The sequence below is a fragment of the Bifidobacterium aquikefiri genome, from assembly GCF_002259795.1.
In the GTDB taxonomy this organism is placed as follows: Bacteria; Actinomycetota; Actinomycetes; order Actinomycetales; family Bifidobacteriaceae; genus Bombiscardovia; species Bombiscardovia aquikefiri.
The window spans coordinates 40,910-56,558 of record NZ_MWXA01000007.1 but is presented as its reverse complement, the minus strand read 5'-3'; the positions used below and the strand labels follow the sequence as shown (position 1 = coordinate 56,558).

General features: G+C 52.8%; 13 protein-coding genes, 1 tRNA gene and 1 pseudogene. 12 read left to right on the top strand and 3 right to left on the bottom strand.

Annotated features, from left to right (window positions below; translation table 11 throughout):
- Positions 1 to 73 precede the first annotated feature (73 nt).
- From BAQU_RS07680 to rplQ, 7 genes and pseudogenes are all read left to right on the top strand, one after another.
- A complete protein-coding gene (locus BAQU_RS07680) occupies positions 74 to 538 on the top strand; it encodes an Hsp20/alpha crystallin family protein (protein ID WP_094694402.1) in 465 nt (154 codons plus the stop codon).
- A gap of 696 nt (positions 539 to 1,234) precedes the next feature.
- Complete coding sequence (gene infA / locus BAQU_RS07675; RefSeq protein WP_094694400.1) at positions 1,235 to 1,453, top strand: translation initiation factor IF-1; 219 nt, start codon at positions 1,235 to 1,237, stop codon at positions 1,451 to 1,453.
- Positions 1,454 to 1,473: 20 nt separating this feature from the next.
- Positions 1,474 to 1,587: a 50S ribosomal protein L36 gene (gene rpmJ / locus BAQU_RS07670; protein WP_043164480.1), complete on the top strand. Its 114-nt coding sequence runs from the start codon at positions 1,474 to 1,476 to the stop codon at positions 1,585 to 1,587.
- A 189-nt stretch (positions 1,588 to 1,776) separates the two neighbouring features.
- A complete protein-coding gene (gene rpsM, locus BAQU_RS07665; protein WP_094694398.1) occupies positions 1,777 to 2,154 on the top strand; it encodes a 30S ribosomal protein S13 in 378 nt (125 codons plus the stop codon).
- Positions 2,155 to 2,257: 103 nt separating this feature from the next.
- Positions 2,258 to 2,656, top strand: a complete 399-nt coding sequence (rpsK, locus tag BAQU_RS07660) for a 30S ribosomal protein S11 (RefSeq protein WP_094694397.1) — start codon at positions 2,258 to 2,260, stop codon at positions 2,654 to 2,656.
- Positions 2,657 to 2,731: 75 nt separating this feature from the next.
- Positions 2,732 to 3,727, top strand: coding sequence for a DNA-directed RNA polymerase subunit alpha (locus BAQU_RS07655; RefSeq protein ID WP_094694395.1), 996 nt, complete (start codon positions 2,732 to 2,734; stop codon positions 3,725 to 3,727).
- 138 nt (positions 3,728 to 3,865) lie between these two features.
- Positions 3,866 to 4,381, top strand: a pseudogene (rplQ, locus tag BAQU_RS07650) (50S ribosomal protein L17); the annotation flags it as partial.
- A gap of 321 nt (positions 4,382 to 4,702) precedes the next feature.
- Here the strand turns inward: rplQ and BAQU_RS07645 are convergent.
- Together BAQU_RS07645 and BAQU_RS07640 are read right to left on the bottom strand one after the other, a co-directional pair.
- Entirely contained in the window at positions 4,703 to 5,551 is an 849-nt protein-coding gene (locus BAQU_RS07645; RefSeq protein ID WP_094694391.1) for a hypothetical protein, read from the bottom strand.
- Between the two features lie 634 nt (positions 5,552 to 6,185).
- Positions 6,186 to 6,683 (bottom strand): GNAT family N-acetyltransferase, encoded by a 498-nt coding sequence (locus BAQU_RS07640; protein WP_211277146.1) that lies wholly within the window; start codon positions 6,681 to 6,683, stop codon positions 6,186 to 6,188.
- 236 nt (positions 6,684 to 6,919) lie between these two features.
- Between BAQU_RS07640 and truA the strand changes: the two genes are divergently transcribed.
- Positions 6,920 to 7,855 carry a tRNA pseudouridine(38-40) synthase TruA gene (truA, locus tag BAQU_RS07635; RefSeq protein ID WP_094694387.1) on the top strand — a complete coding sequence of 312 codons (936 nt, stop codon included), beginning with the start codon at positions 6,920 to 6,922 and terminating at the stop codon, positions 7,853 to 7,855.
- A 441-nt stretch (positions 7,856 to 8,296) separates the two neighbouring features.
- Positions 8,297 to 8,381, top strand: a tRNA-Ser gene (locus BAQU_RS07630).
- 711 nt (positions 8,382 to 9,092) lie between these two features.
- Here the strand turns inward: BAQU_RS07630 and BAQU_RS07620 are convergent.
- Positions 9,093 to 10,040 carry a hypothetical protein gene (locus tag BAQU_RS07620; protein ID WP_158215674.1) on the bottom strand — a complete coding sequence of 316 codons (948 nt, stop codon included), beginning with the start codon at positions 10,038 to 10,040 and terminating at the stop codon, positions 9,093 to 9,095.
- 192 nt (positions 10,041 to 10,232) lie between these two features.
- On the opposite strand from BAQU_RS07620, the gene nusA reads away from it, so the two are divergent.
- The 3 genes from nusA to rbfA all read left to right on the top strand — a co-directional run bounded on the left by nusA (position 10,233) and on the right by rbfA (position 15,635).
- A complete protein-coding gene (nusA, locus tag BAQU_RS07610) occupies positions 10,233 to 11,618 on the top strand; it encodes a transcription termination factor NusA (RefSeq protein ID WP_415447748.1) in 1,386 nt (461 codons plus the stop codon).
- 206 nt (positions 11,619 to 11,824) lie between these two features.
- The gene (gene infB, locus BAQU_RS07605; protein ID WP_094694381.1) at positions 11,825 to 14,887 is read left to right on the top strand and encodes a translation initiation factor IF-2; all 3,063 of its coding nucleotides are present in this window, start codon (positions 11,825 to 11,827) and stop codon (positions 14,885 to 14,887) included.
- A gap of 220 nt (positions 14,888 to 15,107) precedes the next feature.
- Positions 15,108 to 15,635 (top strand): 30S ribosome-binding factor RbfA, encoded by a 528-nt coding sequence (gene rbfA / locus BAQU_RS07600; RefSeq protein WP_094694379.1) that lies wholly within the window; start codon positions 15,108 to 15,110, stop codon positions 15,633 to 15,635.
- The last annotated feature ends 14 nt before the right edge of the window (positions 15,636 to 15,649 follow it).

Here is a 15,649-nt window from a genome sequence, read left to right as displayed (position 1 = left end):
ATGAAACCGTGAGGTGCTCGCTGCCAGACCATTTCGCCTCAAGTTTTGGTTGAGTAATGAAGGAGTATAGATTATGGCTATGTTTCCGGCATTGATGAATGATTCTATCTTCAGTGATTTGTTTGATGATCCGATCTTCTCGGGTTGGAACGGCGGCCGTGGTTCGAGCGCGGCACTCCCAGAGGGCAGTGCCAGTACGAACATGATGAGCACTGATGTGCAAGACAAGGGTGATAACTATCTTGTCGACATCGATCTGCCAGGATTCAAGAAGGACGACATCAGCATCCAGCTTGAAGATGGTTATCTGACGGTATCCGCAAAGCGTCAGGACACCAAGGAAGACAAGGACAAGGATGGCAAGTGGCTGCGTCGTGAGCGCTATGCGGGTTCTTGCTCACGCAACTTCTACGTTGGTGACGGAGTGAAGGATTCCGACATTCACGCAAAGTTCGAAGACGGCACCTTACATCTCGAGGTTCCGAAGGCTGAGATGCCAAAGGTGGAGGCTCGTCACAACATCGCCATCGAAGGCTGAGTATTTCATCCTTCAGCATTGATAACTGTACTGCAAACTAGGATAATCTGGTCAACAAATCCAGATAAATCCCAGCAAGCAGTGCAGTTATTTTTTTACCCCACTCGCTCCGCACCCCGTCATCCTGATAGTGCACTTTCCCCGTCATCTAACGTGTGCATTTTTTCTGTCGTCTCGTGCGTGCTCTTTTTTTCGTCATCCCGAGCACGTTCTTTTTCCATCATCCCGAGCGTTTTCTTTTTTCTGTCATCCCGAGCGTTTTCTTTTTTCTGTCATCCCGAGCGGAGGCGTAGCCGTAGTCGAGGGATCTCCGCTGTTGACATCCAGTGGGGTGAGATCCCTCGACTTCGCTACGCTTCGCTCGGGATGACGGGGAGGGAAGGGGGTGCTTCGCTCGGGATGACGGGGGTGGCGGTGTGGGGTGCTCCGCTCGGGATGACAGGGAGGGAAGGGGGTGCTTCGCTTGGCGATGACGGCGTGGGGCGCTGTGCTTAACGTGATGGGATAGGGTGGTGCTTCGCCGTGATGACGGTGTGGGATGCTCCGCTTGGGATGACGGGAAGGGGTGGTTGCCGGGCACCCGCTGTCATGGTCTGACACGCCGAGGTGGAAAAATACACCTAATCTGGTATATTAGCAATTTGGTGTGTCTTCGGACATGACGTAGTAATTCATCCATAGAACGGATAGGGGCTCATGGCAAAAGACGGTGTGATTGAAGTCGAAGGTCGGGTTGTTGAGGCATTGCCTAACGCGATGTTCAGGGTCGAGCTTGAGAACAAACACATTGTACTCGCCACGATTTCAGGGAAAGTGCGGAAAAACTATATCCGTATCCTTCCGCAGGATCGTGTAGTGCTTGAAATGAGTCCATACGATTTGAACCGTGGACGTATTACGTACCGTTACAAGTAAGGTACAAGCAAAGGAAAACCATGAAGGTCAGCCCTAGTGTGAAGAGAATCTGCGAGAATTGCCGCGTGATTCGTCGTCACGGCCGCGTCATGGTGATCTGCTCCAATCCGCGCCATAAACAGCGCCAAGGCTGAGTAGATTTCCAGCGGCATAACAGAAAAGGCGCTAAGCCACAGCGAGCGGGCAGTCAAATGAGCTGATTCGTGAGAAACGAATCAGATTTCACAAGGACTAGTCACACAGCTGAACCCCGGGTACGTAGGCTCGGGCCGGGAAACCGGAGGACTTGGTGCACAACCTACGGAGAATAAGAAGGAATCGCAATGGCAAGACTTGCCGGAGTCGACATCCCCAATGAGAAGCGCATTGAAATTGCCCTCACCTATATTTTCGGTGTAGGACGCACACGCGCAGATGAAACACTGGCAGCAACCGGAATCAATCCGGATACCCGCGTTAAAGATCTCACGGATGAGCAGCTCATTACGCTGCGTGATTATCTCGAAGAAAACTACAAGATCGAAGGCGATCTGCGTCGTGAAATTGATGCAGATATCCGTCGAAAGATCCAGATCAACAGCTATCAGGGTCAGCGTCACCGTAGAGGACTCCCAGTACGTGGTCAGCGTACGAAGACCAATGCGCGTACACGCAAGGGTCCGAAGCGTACTGTAGCCGGGAAGAAAAAGGCTGTTAAGTAATTGACGCCTTGATTCGAGCCACGGAGCGTCAACACAGACTCCATCGTTCGCAATCAATAATCACGGACAATTAAAGTCATTCGTATTTAGGAAACGAGGGTTCATGGCAGCTGCCAAGCAAGCCGTACGCAAACCTCGCCGTCGGGATCGCAAATCCGTTCCGGTGGGGCAGGCGCACATCAAGTCAACATTTAACAACACCATCATCTCCATCACAGATCCATCCGGCGCTGTCGTCGCTTGGGCATCGGGTGGCGATGTCGGTTTCAAGGGTTCACGAAAGTCAACGCCATACGCAGCTGGAATGGCTGCGGAATCCGCTGCCCGCAAGGCACAGGAGCACGGCGTGAAGAAGGTGGATGTGTTCGTCAAGGGACCAGGTTCAGGTCGCGAGACGGCAATTCGTTCTCTCCAGTCAGCCGGCCTCGAAGTCGGTTCCATCTCTGACGTCACCCCACAAGCGCATAACGGCGTCCGTCCTCCAAAGCGTCGTCGCGTCTGAAGCACTTAGGAAACCATCAATCCACCCGCGAAAACCGGTGAGTGCACCATCGGTTGGAGCTGAAAGGATAACACAGTGCTTATTGCACAGCGTCCGACACTGAATGAAGAAGTAGTCAATGCTCAGCGTTCACGCTTCACCATCGAGCCACTTGAGCCAGGATTCGGCTACACGCTGGGTAATTCCCTGCGCCGTACCCTCCTGAGCTCAATCCCTGGTGCCGCGGTTACATCGGTAAGGATCTCTGGTGCCCTGCATGAGTTCACCACTCTGCCAGGCGTGGAAGAGGATGTTACCGAGATCATGCTGAACATCAAGGGCATCGTTCTTACCAGTGAGTATGACGAGCCAGTCGTTATGTATCTGCGAAAGAGCGGCAAGGGCGAGGCAAAGGCAGGAGACATCACACCACCAGCTGGCGTTGTGATTGCAAATCCTGATCTGCATATCGCAAACCTTGCTGATGATGGCGAACTCGAGATTGAGTTCACCGTTGAGCGCGGCCGTGGATATGTTCCAGCGCAGATGAACAAGCAGGATAATGACGAGATTGGCCGCATTCCGGTCGATTCGATCTATTCTCCTGTTCTTAAGGTCACCTACAAGGTTGAGGCAACTCGTGTCGAGCAGCGCACCGATTTCGACCGTTTGATTCTTGATGTTGAGACGAAGCCGGCGATTTCGCCGCGCGATGCCGTAGCTTCTGCAGGATCGACGCTGGTTGAGCTCTTCGGACTCTGCCGTGAGTTGAATACTCAGGCTGAAGGTGTCGAAGTAGGCCCAGCTCCTGTGGTTGAGGAAACCAACCCAGAGATGGCTGTTCCGATTGAAGACCTCAATCTGACGCAACGCTCATACAACTGCCTGAAGCGTGAAGGCATTCACACCATAGGCGAGCTTGTATCGCACACAGAGCAGGATCTGCTCGATATTCGCAATTTTGGTATGAAGTCAATTGACGAGGTTAAAGAGAAGTTGCAGACCATGGGTCTGTCTCTCAAGGCATCGCCGCTTGGTTTCGATACCAGTAACCTCGAAGGCGGCACTTTCTTCTCGCCTGAAGACGAGTAGTTTTTTGGTCGGGAGTTCGCTCCCGACCGATGCTGCTGTTTTCGACGGTGGGATCGTAACCGTTTTTGTTTAATCGTTCTGTTTTCGGACGTTCGGGCTGATGCCCACCTGAATGCGGGACACATAAGGAGAATTCACATGCCAAGACCAAAGCAAGGGCCACGTCTGGCTTCAAGCCCAGCACATGAGCGCCTGATGCTCGCCAATATGTCGACGAGCCTATTCATGCACGGTCGCATTACCACCACATTGCAGAAGGCAAAGTGCCTTCGCCCAGTGGCGGAACGCCTGATCACCTTCGCAAAGCGCGGAGATCTTCACTCACGTCGTCGTGTTATGCGCGTCATTCGCAACAAGTCCATTGTCCACCTTCTGTTCACTCAGATTGCTGAGCAAATGGAGCAGCGCGAGGGTGGTTATACCCGCATTGTGCGCATTCCTGCACGTCACGGAGACAATGCGCCTCAGGCCGTCATTGAACTTGTTACCGAGCCAGTGTCGGCCAAGCAGGCGACTGTAAAGGAAGCTGAAGCAGCGACAAAGGTTGCAGCCAAGGATGAAGCCGCTGAGGTTGCAGACGCAACAGAGGCAGCGATCGTCGAGGGTGCGGCTGATGATGCGGTGAACGAGGCTGTCGATGCTAACGAAACCGACACCGATGTTGCCGATGCCGACAAGGCTGCCGTCGACCTTGAAAAGGATGCGAAGTCTGCCGATGAGGCAGCTGACCAGGCCGAGGAAGACGCCGATGAGGCAGAGGATGCCGAATCAGCTGACACAAAGGCCGAGAAGTAATCTCTGATCTCTAAAAACTGTTGTGTTTCACTCAAAATTGAGTGAAACACAACAACAAAATAATGGCTGACACCAAAAAATGGTGTCAGCCATTATTTTGTTGCCAGTGGTTTTATATCTCCCTCGAAAAGCGTTGAAATGGCGTAGCGGAATCGGGCTTATACTCGCTATTTCCTCAAATCAGGCAACAAAATAATTTTCCGAGGCATTTCGAGCCCTCATCAGCGTCGTGAGAGTGTCCACAAAGCGATTCCAAGCCATTTCGCTGCTGATTTCCTCGTAGGTTATGGGAAGAACGTTCCAGTCTGTGCCTTGCAAGGCGGTTACTTTCCGACTGTCATGCGCAAGACTTGCCCGCGACGAATGAAAATCGAAACCCTGATATTCAATTGCAATTCTGAGCTCCGGATAAGCAAGATCAGCAAACCAGATTTCTCTTGTCTGAGGATGAACAATCTGATGATTGACAACGGGGCATTGGAACCCATTGGTAACCAGTTTGAGTCGCAATCTTGATTCCATCGCCGAGTCAGTACCTTCACGCGTATATTGCAATGCCCACTGGCCCTTCAATTTTCCGGGGAATCTTTGCGCGACATGAAGCAGCTCATGGAGGTCATTCAAGGTTTGCTCGCGGTTTCGGGCATTTCGACAGAGCAAAGCGTCAAATAGGACAACCGCTTCTTCTTTTTCAACATATCGGAGAAGCTGTGCCGCCGCTGTCACCGGATCAACGACTTCGATCACGTCTTCGCCGAATTGAATGCTTTCAGTGTTGAAAGGCAAGGTCCACATTATGAAGTGCACACCCGTGAGACGGGTTCTCTGACCTGGTTTATGCACGCAAACCTGAACTGCTGTATCCATCTTCCTTTTGTATTTCGGTTCGGTAATGCCCAAAAGACGCACTGCACTCAGACCACAAAAAGTCACGTCGTTACGTGACCGCCGCGCAATATCCGCGCAGCGCTCGGCTTCCACATTGAAGTTATGTTTCTGATCTGCAGTGAAGTCACGAAAATTTATCATCGCAAAAGGCTAACTGCACATTTTTCCAGTCGCAAAGCAGCCCACTCGTGTGGTCGAATGTCGAATTTCGGTTTATTCAACCCGGGATAATTATTTTGCGGCCTGGTTTTAAAATCACCGAGTAAAAACGTTGAAATACCAACACGGAAAACCGTCAATACTCAACTTCTTTCAGAAACAGGCCGCAAAATAAATTCAAACAGTGGAGGAGAGGCAGTTTGCTGGCCGTTCTCGTGTACAGAGAGAAAGAATTAGCATCATGAGAGGAATAATGTTCCATTGAAGTCCAGAATTCCGAATCTTATCAGGGAATCGCACGTATCTCATAGACAATTTCCCGCTCATCCTTAAATGAGGCACCTCGTGAGAGCCAGGAGCATAATAATGGGCTGCATTTAAGCATAAAAAGGACGGATCAGCCTCGCTACGATAGGGAGCGTAGTGGATCTGCTGCACGGTGGAAATTTTGCAGCGGCAAATACAGCATTGACTAAGTCGCTGAGAGGTAGGATAGCCGGTGTTGCAGCCTGCTCACTTGCGGCGCCGAGGACGCATACTGAAGCGGAAGTTGTGACATGAGCCAATTAATAGAACGGGCAATAGAGACAGACCATAACGAACTGCTTGCATTTGCTCACTCGGTCTTCGACTGCCAGCCGAGAATATCCAGACTCCGCAGCTTGCCGTCCATTTCAGCGATTTTCGGTAGGTGTCCCCAGGTTTCGAAGCTGTTCTTTCTGAACAGGCCCTGGCTGGGTGCATTGTGGCTAAAGATAAACGCAACGATGCTTTGCAGTCCCAATCGTGGCATTTGGGCGAACACATGGTCCAGTGATTGCTGACCAAGCCCTTGATGACGGAAATCTGCATCGATGTAAAGGCTGATTTCCGCCGTTTGATGATAGGCCGGCCTGCCATAAAACGATTCGAGACCGACCCAGCCGGCAATCCTGTTCCCATCCTTTATCACCCAAAGCGGCCGGGTTGCGGAATCGAAGGACTGAAACCAGTTTTCTCGTGAGGCAACTGAAATGGGTTCCAGGTCTGCGGTCGCTAGGCGGCTGGGAATGATTTCGTTGTAAATATGGACGATGGCAGGCAGATCGGCACGCGTTGCGTAGTCAAATGTCACGGTCAATGTCGTGCGCCTCCAATTCCGTCGTCGCGCTTATCTTAAGATGATTGTCGGTGGCACGCAACGTCACGCTGCTGTGCCAGCATCGAAACGTTTCAACAAGTTTTTGGAGCTTCATCAAGTGAGCTTCATCAAGTGTACAACCCAGTTTGTGACTTTTATATCTGATAGAGTTCGCAAAACCTAGAATCTCGTTTGCGCAAAGCGGTAGTTATGAGAAAATATGGAGCGTGATGCGAATTCGGATGGATATTGCCTATGACGGGACGGGATTTCATGGGTGGGCGAAGCAACCTGGGCTACGAACCGTGCAGGGGGAGTTGGAAAAGGCCCTGAATACCCTGTTGATTCATCGCAGAGAGAATCAGATGGGTGCTTTCGAGAAACTGCACGTTACCGTCGCCGGCCGAACCGACACGGGTGTCCACGCCGCTCATCAAGTCACACATTTTGACGTTGATGAGAATCTGCTTCAGCACTGTGTAGGATACTTGAACCTTGACGGCATCTCCGCGCTCGAACATCGGCTCCGACACATTCTTCCCAGTGACATTGCAATTCTGAGCCTTTCGCAGGCACCCGAAGGTTTCGACGCACGATTCTCCGCCCTCGAGCGCACCTACATCTATCGCATCTTTGATGGCAATTGCAAAGCCGATCCTAGGCTCCGAAACTGCGTACTCACCGTCCGCGGCTCGCTTAACGTAGAGGCAATGGACAATGCAGTGCAACTAATAATCGGCTTGCATGATTTCGGATCATTCGCAACTGCCAATCCCGGCGGAACAACCATCCGAAAAGTAAAGTCAGCGCACTGGATTCGCACGATCCCTGAGAATGACGAATTCCGAGCATCGACCAGCACCAAGGAAGTAGCCCGAACCAAAAGTAACATCCTCTCACTCCCTGGCATGATCATGTTCACCATCGTTGCCGATGCATTCGCCCACAATATGGTCAGATCTCTCACGAATGCTTGCGTGAGTATCGGCCTTGGCAAGAGGACCAAGGAATGGTTTGGCAGAAAGATCAATACCCCTCTGCGTGAAGGGTCAACAGGACCGATTGAACCCTGCGGGCTGACACTGGAGCACGTGCAATATCCGCCTGACGATGAACTCGCAATCAGAGCAGCGGCCATCAAGGCGAAACGCAGCCTGGATGATTGAGCGGCGATAAGCGCACATACGTCTCAGTCATTGCTGGGTTGGAGCTGATTTGGCACACGATGCTAGCTGGGGAACAGCTAAAGTCCTAGTCAGGGGTATGCCGGTAGCGGCTACCGCCGGCTGATTCGATCTCATGAGGAAATCAGTTCTTCTCAATGATAATCGAACAATGACAAATGAGCATTGACACGAATCGTCGTATCGCTTTTCGAAACGAGAAAAGATTCCACGCTCGTTTGAGGTTATACCCGTGCAGCAAAATGCATGATGAACGCGTAAGCCGAAAACGCAGAGCGGAAAAACGGTGCAGTCGAGAGCAATCAATATGTCACCGGGCGTGTGGTCGGCTCTCTGTGGCATAATAGCAAAGTTGCTTTTGCGAATCCGCATCTGTTGGAAAGATGGATGCGCTTGCAGTGAAGTGACTGAAAAGAAGTGACTGGTTGAGTGTCCGAGCGGTCTAAGGAGCACGCCTCGAAAGCGTGTGAGGTGAAAACCTCCGAGAGTTCGAATCTCTCCTCAACCGCCGCCAAGGGTTTTGAGTTTCGGCTCAAGGCCCTTTCTGTTTTATTATCCCCAACCCCGCGCATGTAGCGCGCGTTGCGCTTCATGAGTCGCTTTTCTCTCGAATCTGCTTGAAAAGCAACTCTCGAAACGCAACGTGTAGCAAAACTGATCTCAAAAGTGCAAGCTGAGCAGCATCCCTTCATAGATTCCATTATTTGAGACGACTTGTCTCTAGATGTGGGACGGCCGGCGACCGTCCCACCACTCTGGGGTCGCCTTGGCTAAATTGTTGCCTGCCTTCGGAAAATATGCCTTCCGACCCTTCAAGAATGGCTTCATACCAACGGTGGAAATCAGCAATACTTGGCAAATTCCAAAATTCGGCCGCAAAATAACCAGACCAGTCGAGGATGACGGATTATCAGCGCTAGGACGGCAAGCATTGCACCCCGTCAATCTTTACTTGGCACAATGCTACGACGTGCAGACGCTCACAACTCGCCACCGAGATCATAGGCTGCAGGGCAGTTGCTTTCGTATCGTGAATTGCACATCGAAGGCGACTGCGACTGGTATACAGGATTGCCAGCCGACGGCATTCAAGAATCCTCGGAATCATGCACACCAAAATGTGAAGAGCCAGCTAACTCTCGAGATTGTGTGAGAACGTGTTATCACAGTTAGGCTGGCCGGGGCAACATTGACCCTGAATCGGGGGAGACGCCGGTGATTATTTCGTGGGTGCAAAAATCGCGGCTTCGAAGGCGGGGTATCCGAGCTTGAATGCCTGATAAGCCCTTAACACAACGAGTTCTGCAACCAATCGGGTCATTTGTTGCGTTGCGCTGGCTGTATCGGTGGTAGTTGAATCAGTGTCAGATGCTGCGTCAGACGTTGTGGCAGTTGTTGTGCCGGACTCTGTGTCTGCATCCGAGGCAGAACCATCATCCGAAGACGCATCTCCCGAAGATTCATCCTGCGCAGTTTTCGCAGTGAGCGCCGCAATTTCGGCACGTGCGCAGTTCATCAATACGGCGGAGGCGGTCGGCGCAAGCAATCCTGTCGACGCATCGTCGATGGTCTGCGTGTGGGTGAGGAGATTAGTGATTGAATATACCTTTTCGCGCGGGTCATCCGCCTTGGGATTCACCGAAACAAAAGTTTGCGCCACAGCTTTCTGGTTATCGCTCAATGCGAGCAAGGTCGAATCGTTGTCGTTCTTAGCCGCAAGAATTTCTAACGCAAATGCGGATCGATCCTCCGCCAGTGCGATTGCAGAGGATTGCGTCTCCGTGATAGTTGATGAGTCGAAGCCCAGAGATGACAGCTCAGATTCATTCAAACCGTCCTGCGCTAGTGCAGAGTGTGGAGCGGTCGAATCTTCCCGCTGTTGGGAAAGCTGATAATAGCGATATGCTGCCAAAGCGCTGGAAAGTGAACCCTCTGCGAAGCGGCCACTGCAATATTCGGCAACATCGAGCCATTCATCCTGCGCATGCTGTGCGGCATATCGTCGCAGCATCAGAGGAAGTCCGGGGGCAGAATCGGCATCGTTTTCAGTTGCGGATTTCAAAGCCGACTCGCAGGAACTCAGCGTGTCCTGCCCTTCGTCGCGGCCTGCCAGACGCATGCTCAGGCCAGGGGCTCCAGCACAGCCAGAGCAAGTGAATACAGCCAAGACAGTCAAAAAAGATGCGAAAGATGCTGAAAGCCGCCGAAATCTGGAATGCTGAGCAAACACGGCGCTTCCATGATTGCGACTACCACTCATGATTGTTCGCCGATGTGTCTGCATGAATCGTTAGAGTAGTCTGGAACGCAGACCATACGGGCAGGGAGTCCGTTTTATAACTTCATAGGAGGTCTAGCAATGGAACTTGACCTAACTGGAATCCATCAGTTGGCAGCTGAACAGGGCATAGACACGGAAACTCTTGATGAAGCATTGGCTGAGGCCTTGCGACAGGCATACTTGAAGACACCTCATGCAGCAAAACATGCCCGCGTTGAACTTGATGATCGTGCTGGAACATTCACCGTCTGGGCTCAGGATGAGATCAGTGAATCCGAGTTGGCAGATGGTACATCCGATAAGCCCGCGGATACCGCCAAAAGCACGGAGAGTGCTACAAGCGCTGAAAGCGCTGAGAGCAACACTTCCGCAGAAGCCACTCCTGATACGGCCGAAAAGACTGACGTGACGACACCCGAGGGTGCCATGCCACAAACTTCCAATAGCGCAGTAACCCCCGAAATCGCAACGAACCCAGAAAGTCCCAACGCGGTTCAGACGGCTCAGTCCGACGAATCAGAGCAGGCACCTGTGCAGGCCCCCGCTACACCAACCCCTGCTACGTCAGCCCGCGCGGCGGCCCCTACGGTGGCAAGCTCTCACGAGCGCAACCACGCAGCATTCGGAGCCTATGCACGCGAGAATCGCCCGGTCATTCATCTCGGCGAAGAATACGACGATACGCCACATAACTTTGGACGTCTTGCTGCCGCAACTGCCCGTCAGGTCATTACGCAGCTTTTCAGAGATGCTGAAGACAACAAGATTTTCGGAGCATTCTCTGGTCAAAAAGGCAAGTTGGTCACCGGAATCGTCCAGCAGGATGCCAACGACCCAAGTAATGTTCACGTTGCAGTCGGCGATACAGAGGCATTGTTGCCAAAACGCGAGCAGATCCCCGGAGAGCGCTATCGCCACGGCGAGCGCATCCGTGTGTACGTCGTTAATGTAGCGCGTGGTCTGAAGGGGCCCGAAATCATCGTTTCCCGCTCTCACCCCGAGTTGGTGCGTCGTCTGTTCGAGCGCGAAGTTCCTGAACTCGTATCCGGTGCAGTTTCCATCATGGCCATCGCACGCGAGGCCGGCGCACGTACCAAGATCGCGGTTCGTGCAAACACGCAGGGGGTCAATCCCAAGGGCGCTTTGATCGGACCTGGCGGTGCACGTGTTCGCGCAGTCATGGAGAATCTTGGGCCCGAGAAGATCGATATCGTCGATTGGTCGGTTGATCCGGCGAAGTTCGTTGCTGCAGCGCTCTCTCCCGCAGTTGCAACGCAGGTTAACGTCATCAGCGAAAAAAACAAGACAGCGATTGCGTTCATCCACGATGACCAGCTATCCTTGGCTATTGGCAAGGAAGGGCAGAATGCCCGACTTTCAGCCAAACTTACAGGCTGGAAGATTGGAATCGAATCAGCCGAGGCACATGCGCAACAGGAGTCATCTCAAGGCGCTGAGAATTAATCACGCTTTCAGGCGCGCTCGCACGTAGAGCACATCCATAGAGTCGAGTATGCTTAACTCGGTATCCGAGTGGGTGCAAGTCGCGCCCGATTCGGCTTAAGAGACGAGGTAACACGATCATGGTCGCACGATGAGACAGGATATGTTCGCCGTCATGGATGAGTGACCGCGCCGGTCATATGCGCGGTCTGGAATAGGAGATATTGGTGCCCAAAGCACGCGTATATGAATTGGCTAAAGCGCTAGGCGTGGATAGCAAAACAGTCCTTGAGAAGCTCAAGGACATGGGTGAATTCGTAAAGTCAGCTTCTTCAACGGTGGAAGCGCCAGTTGTCAGAAGACTGAAAAACGCATTCCCACAATCGAATCAGAACCAGCAGAATTCCCATGCAGCCCCAGCCCATGGGTCATCGCAGCACCCAACGCCAAAAGGTGCCTCACATGGATCTTCTCATGCATCCAATTCGAGCATGAACAGACCCGGACCACATAATGTGTCAGCAGGATCGCAGAATGGAGCCCCACACTCCGGTGCTTCACAGGCAACAAACCGCGCAGTTGAAGCGCAGCAGGCGGAAGATGTACATTCAGCCTCATCTCAGCATGTAACGCCGTTGATGGCCGCTGAGGAGGAGCACCGAGATTCGCGTCGTTCCGGAAGATCCGGCGGTTCATCGCACGCTCCCATGCCGGGGCAGTCGCGACATGAGCGTGGTGGCTTTGGCGATCAGCGCCGTGATGCTCGTAATGAGCGCGGCGAACGCTCAGAGCGTGGTGAACACGGCGATCAGCGCCGCAACGACCGTGGACCCCGTCCAAATGGTGGAAATCGTCCAAATCGTGGACAGCACTTCGGCCGCGATGGCAGAGACGGCCGCGATGGGCGCAATGAGCGTGACGGTCGCGACCGGCACGATTCGCGCGACAACCGCGGTGGTCGTCCACAAGGTGCCAGCGGGTCGACTCCGCGTCCGCGCACGACAGGAACGCCACGTCCAGGAAACAATCCATTCAGTCGCAGACAGGGCATGAGTGCTCCAACGCCTGGCGACATTCCACGTCCACATCCAATGGCGCGACCGACTGTCAATGAAGGCCACGGTAGGGGCGGAAGACCTGGCGGCCGCAATGGAGGATTCCACAACGGAAGACCGGGTCAGCGTCAGGGTGGCGGCCAAGGGCAGTGGGGTCACAACAACCACACACAAGGCATTGGCCAGGGTGGCCAGCATTCGGGGCAGGGTGGCAACCGCTTCGGCGGTGGCAACAACTTCTCGACGCCTTCGAATGGGCCATCGAGCAGCAGCAATGGTCGCGGCGGACGTGGTCGTGGCGGTGCAGCAGGTGCATTTGGACGTCAGGGCGGAAAGTCATCAAGGTCTCGCAAGAACCGTATGGCAAAGCGCCAGGAGTTCAACGAACTTCAAGCACCTGTCATCGGTGGCGTGAGAATTCCTGCTGGCAATGGCAAGACAATCAAGCTTCGTCAGGGCGCAACACTTTCGGATCTGGCAGAGAAAATCAATGTCAATGCAGCGTCGTTGGTGACCGTGCTCTTCCATTTGGGTGAGATGGCAACGGCAACGCAATCGCTGGATGAGGCAACCTTCCAGATTCTCGGCGAAGAAATTGGCTGGGATATCAAGATCGTTTCCGCAGAAGAAGAGGACAAAGAGCTTCTGCAGGAGTTCGACATCAATCTTGAGCAAGAAGAAGAGGGCCGAGACGACTCGAATTTGAAGCCTCGTCCACCGGTGGTCACAGTTATGGGCCATGTCGATCATGGTAAGACGCGGCTGCTCGACACCATCCGCAAGACCAACACCTCGGCTCACGAGGCAGGCGGCATAACGCAGCGCATTGGTGCTTATCAGGTGAATGTGAATCTTGAGGGTGAAGCGCGAAAGATCACATTCCTTGATACCCCAGGACATGAGGCGTTCACCGCCATGCGTGCCCGCGGTGCGGAATTGACCGACGTCGCCGTATTGGTCGTAGCTGCCGATGATGGTGTGATGCCGCAGACCGTTGAGGCCATCAACCATGCACAGGCTGCAAATGTGCCGATTGTGGTGGCAGTCAACAAGATCGATGTGCCTGGCGCCAATCCTGAGAAAGTTCGTGGTCAGCTCACCGAGTTCGGCCTGGTTCCTGAGGAATACGGCGGAGACACAATGTTCGTCGATATTTCAGCAAAGTTGGGAACGAATGTCGACAAGCTTCTTGAAGCAGTTCTCTTGACTGCGGATGCTTCACTCGACTTGCGCGCCAACCCAGATATGGATGCTCGAGGTGCAACGGTCGAGGCTCGTTTGGACAAGGGACGCGGTGCAGTTGCAACGGTTCTGGTCCAGCAGGGCACCTTGCATGTCGGCGATGCCATCGTTGCTGGGACATCGTATGGCCGAGTGCGTGCCATGCTTGACGAAAACAGCCAGCAGATGCAGGAGGCCACTCCTTCGACACCTGTTGCGGTGCTTGGTCTGACATCGGTTCCAAGCGCAGGGGATTTGTTCCTTGTCGCTTCCGATGATCGCACTGCACGCCAGATTGCCGAGAAGCGTCAGGCGACCGAGCGCGCTGCACAGCTTGCCAAGCGTCGCAAGATCGTATCGCTTGAGAGCTTGAAGGAACAGTTCGCCAAGTCTGAGATTGATATGCTCAATATTGTCATCAAGGGTGAATCCTCTGGTTCGGTTGAGGCTTTGGAAGATTCCTTGATGAAGATCGAGGTTTCCGAAGAGGTCGGCATTCAGGTGATTCATCGTGGTGTTGGTGCAATCACACAGAACGATGTCAATCTTGCAACTGTTGATAAGGCTGTCATCATCGGTTTCAATGTCCGTCCAAACCGTCAGGTTCAGGAGCTCGCGGACCGTGAGGGTGTCGAAATCAAGTACTACTCCGTTATCTACAAGGCAATTGAAGATATCGAAGCCGCCTTGAAGGGCATGCTCAAGCCTGAATATGAAGAGGTTACAACCTCGCACTCCGAGATTCGTGAAATCTTCCGCTCCTCCAAGTGGGGCAACATTGCCGGTGTCAAGGTGCTTGACGGTACAGTCACCAAGGGAACCAAGGCACGCATTATGCGCGAAGGCGTGGTCACCGTCAATGATTTGGAGATATCAACGCTGCGCCGCTTCAAGGATGACGTCAACGAGGTCAAGGAAGGCTATGAGGCAGGTATCAACCTTGGCACCTTCAACGATATCCAGATCGGGGATGTCATCGAGACCTTCGAAATGCAAGAAGTTGAACGAAAGTAAACAGAAACGAACAAAATTAGCCGCCGCAGCACGTTACGGCGGCTAATTTTCTTCGAGTCAAATTATTTTGTTGCCTGTGTTTGAAACGAGGCTTGATTTTTGGCTTAATACCGTAGAGAAATCAGTCCGATACTCGGTATATCGCAAAATCAGGCCGCAAAATAATTTCAATCGGACATTTGATGGAAAATTCCAGTGAAAAAGACTAGGGGTGAGGAAAATGGCAGGAACGAATCCGCGCGCGGTTCGCATTGCAGCGTTGATTCAGCGAGTGATTGCATCCTCGATTGAGTCACAACTTCATGATCAACGACTTCAAGGCGTAACCATCACTGATGTGCGTGTTACGAACGATTTGCAGATTGCACATGTTTTCTGGACGCAGCTTGGCCAGGAAGGCCACGAACAGGGCGAGAGAAAGCGTGCGCAGCAGGCATTGAACCAGGCAAAAGGTCGTCTGCGCAGCCTGGTGGGTACAAAGGCAGGTCTGCGTTTGACGCCACAGCTGAGATTCCAATTCGATGAGGTTCCACAAGAGGCAACCGAGATCGAGGACATTCTTGTTGCTGCGCGTAAACGTGATGAAGAATTAGCTGATTTACGCAGCACTGCAAGCTATGCTGGTGATGAAGATCCTTACCGCCATGATGATGATGCCACTGACGAACAGGATCAGAGCGAAAAGACGATTGAGGATGAAGGTGAAGACGCTGCCGAAGATAGTCACAGCAGCTCCTCAAATATCTGATTCGTAAGGCTGAG

Excerpts from the sequence above, each read along its gene's own strand:
- rpmJ (WP_043164480.1), top strand. The coding sequence starts at position 1,474 with ATGAAGGTCAGCCCTAGTGTGAAGAGAATCTGCGAGAATTGCCGCGTG.
- rpsM (WP_094694398.1), top strand. The coding sequence starts at position 1,777 with ATGGCAAGACTTGCCGGAGTCGACATCCCCAATGAGAAGCGCATTGAA.
- BAQU_RS07680 (WP_094694402.1), top strand. The coding sequence starts at position 74 with ATGGCTATGTTTCCGGCATTGATGAATGATTCTATCTTCAGTGATTTG.
- infA (WP_094694400.1), top strand. The coding sequence starts at position 1,235 with ATGGCAAAAGACGGTGTGATTGAAGTCGAAGGTCGGGTTGTTGAGGCA.
- nusA (WP_415447748.1), top strand. The coding sequence starts at position 10,233 with ATGGAACTTGACCTAACTGGAATCCATCAGTTGGCAGCTGAACAGGGC.
- rbfA (WP_094694379.1), top strand. The coding sequence starts at position 15,108 with ATGGCAGGAACGAATCCGCGCGCGGTTCGCATTGCAGCGTTGATTCAG.
- rpsK (WP_094694397.1), top strand. The coding sequence starts at position 2,258 with ATGGCAGCTGCCAAGCAAGCCGTACGCAAACCTCGCCGTCGGGATCGC.
- BAQU_RS07645 (WP_094694391.1), bottom strand. The coding sequence starts at position 5,551 with ATGATAAATTTTCGTGACTTCACTGCAGATCAGAAACATAACTTCAAT.
- truA (WP_094694387.1), top strand. The coding sequence starts at position 6,920 with ATGCGAATTCGGATGGATATTGCCTATGACGGGACGGGATTTCATGGG.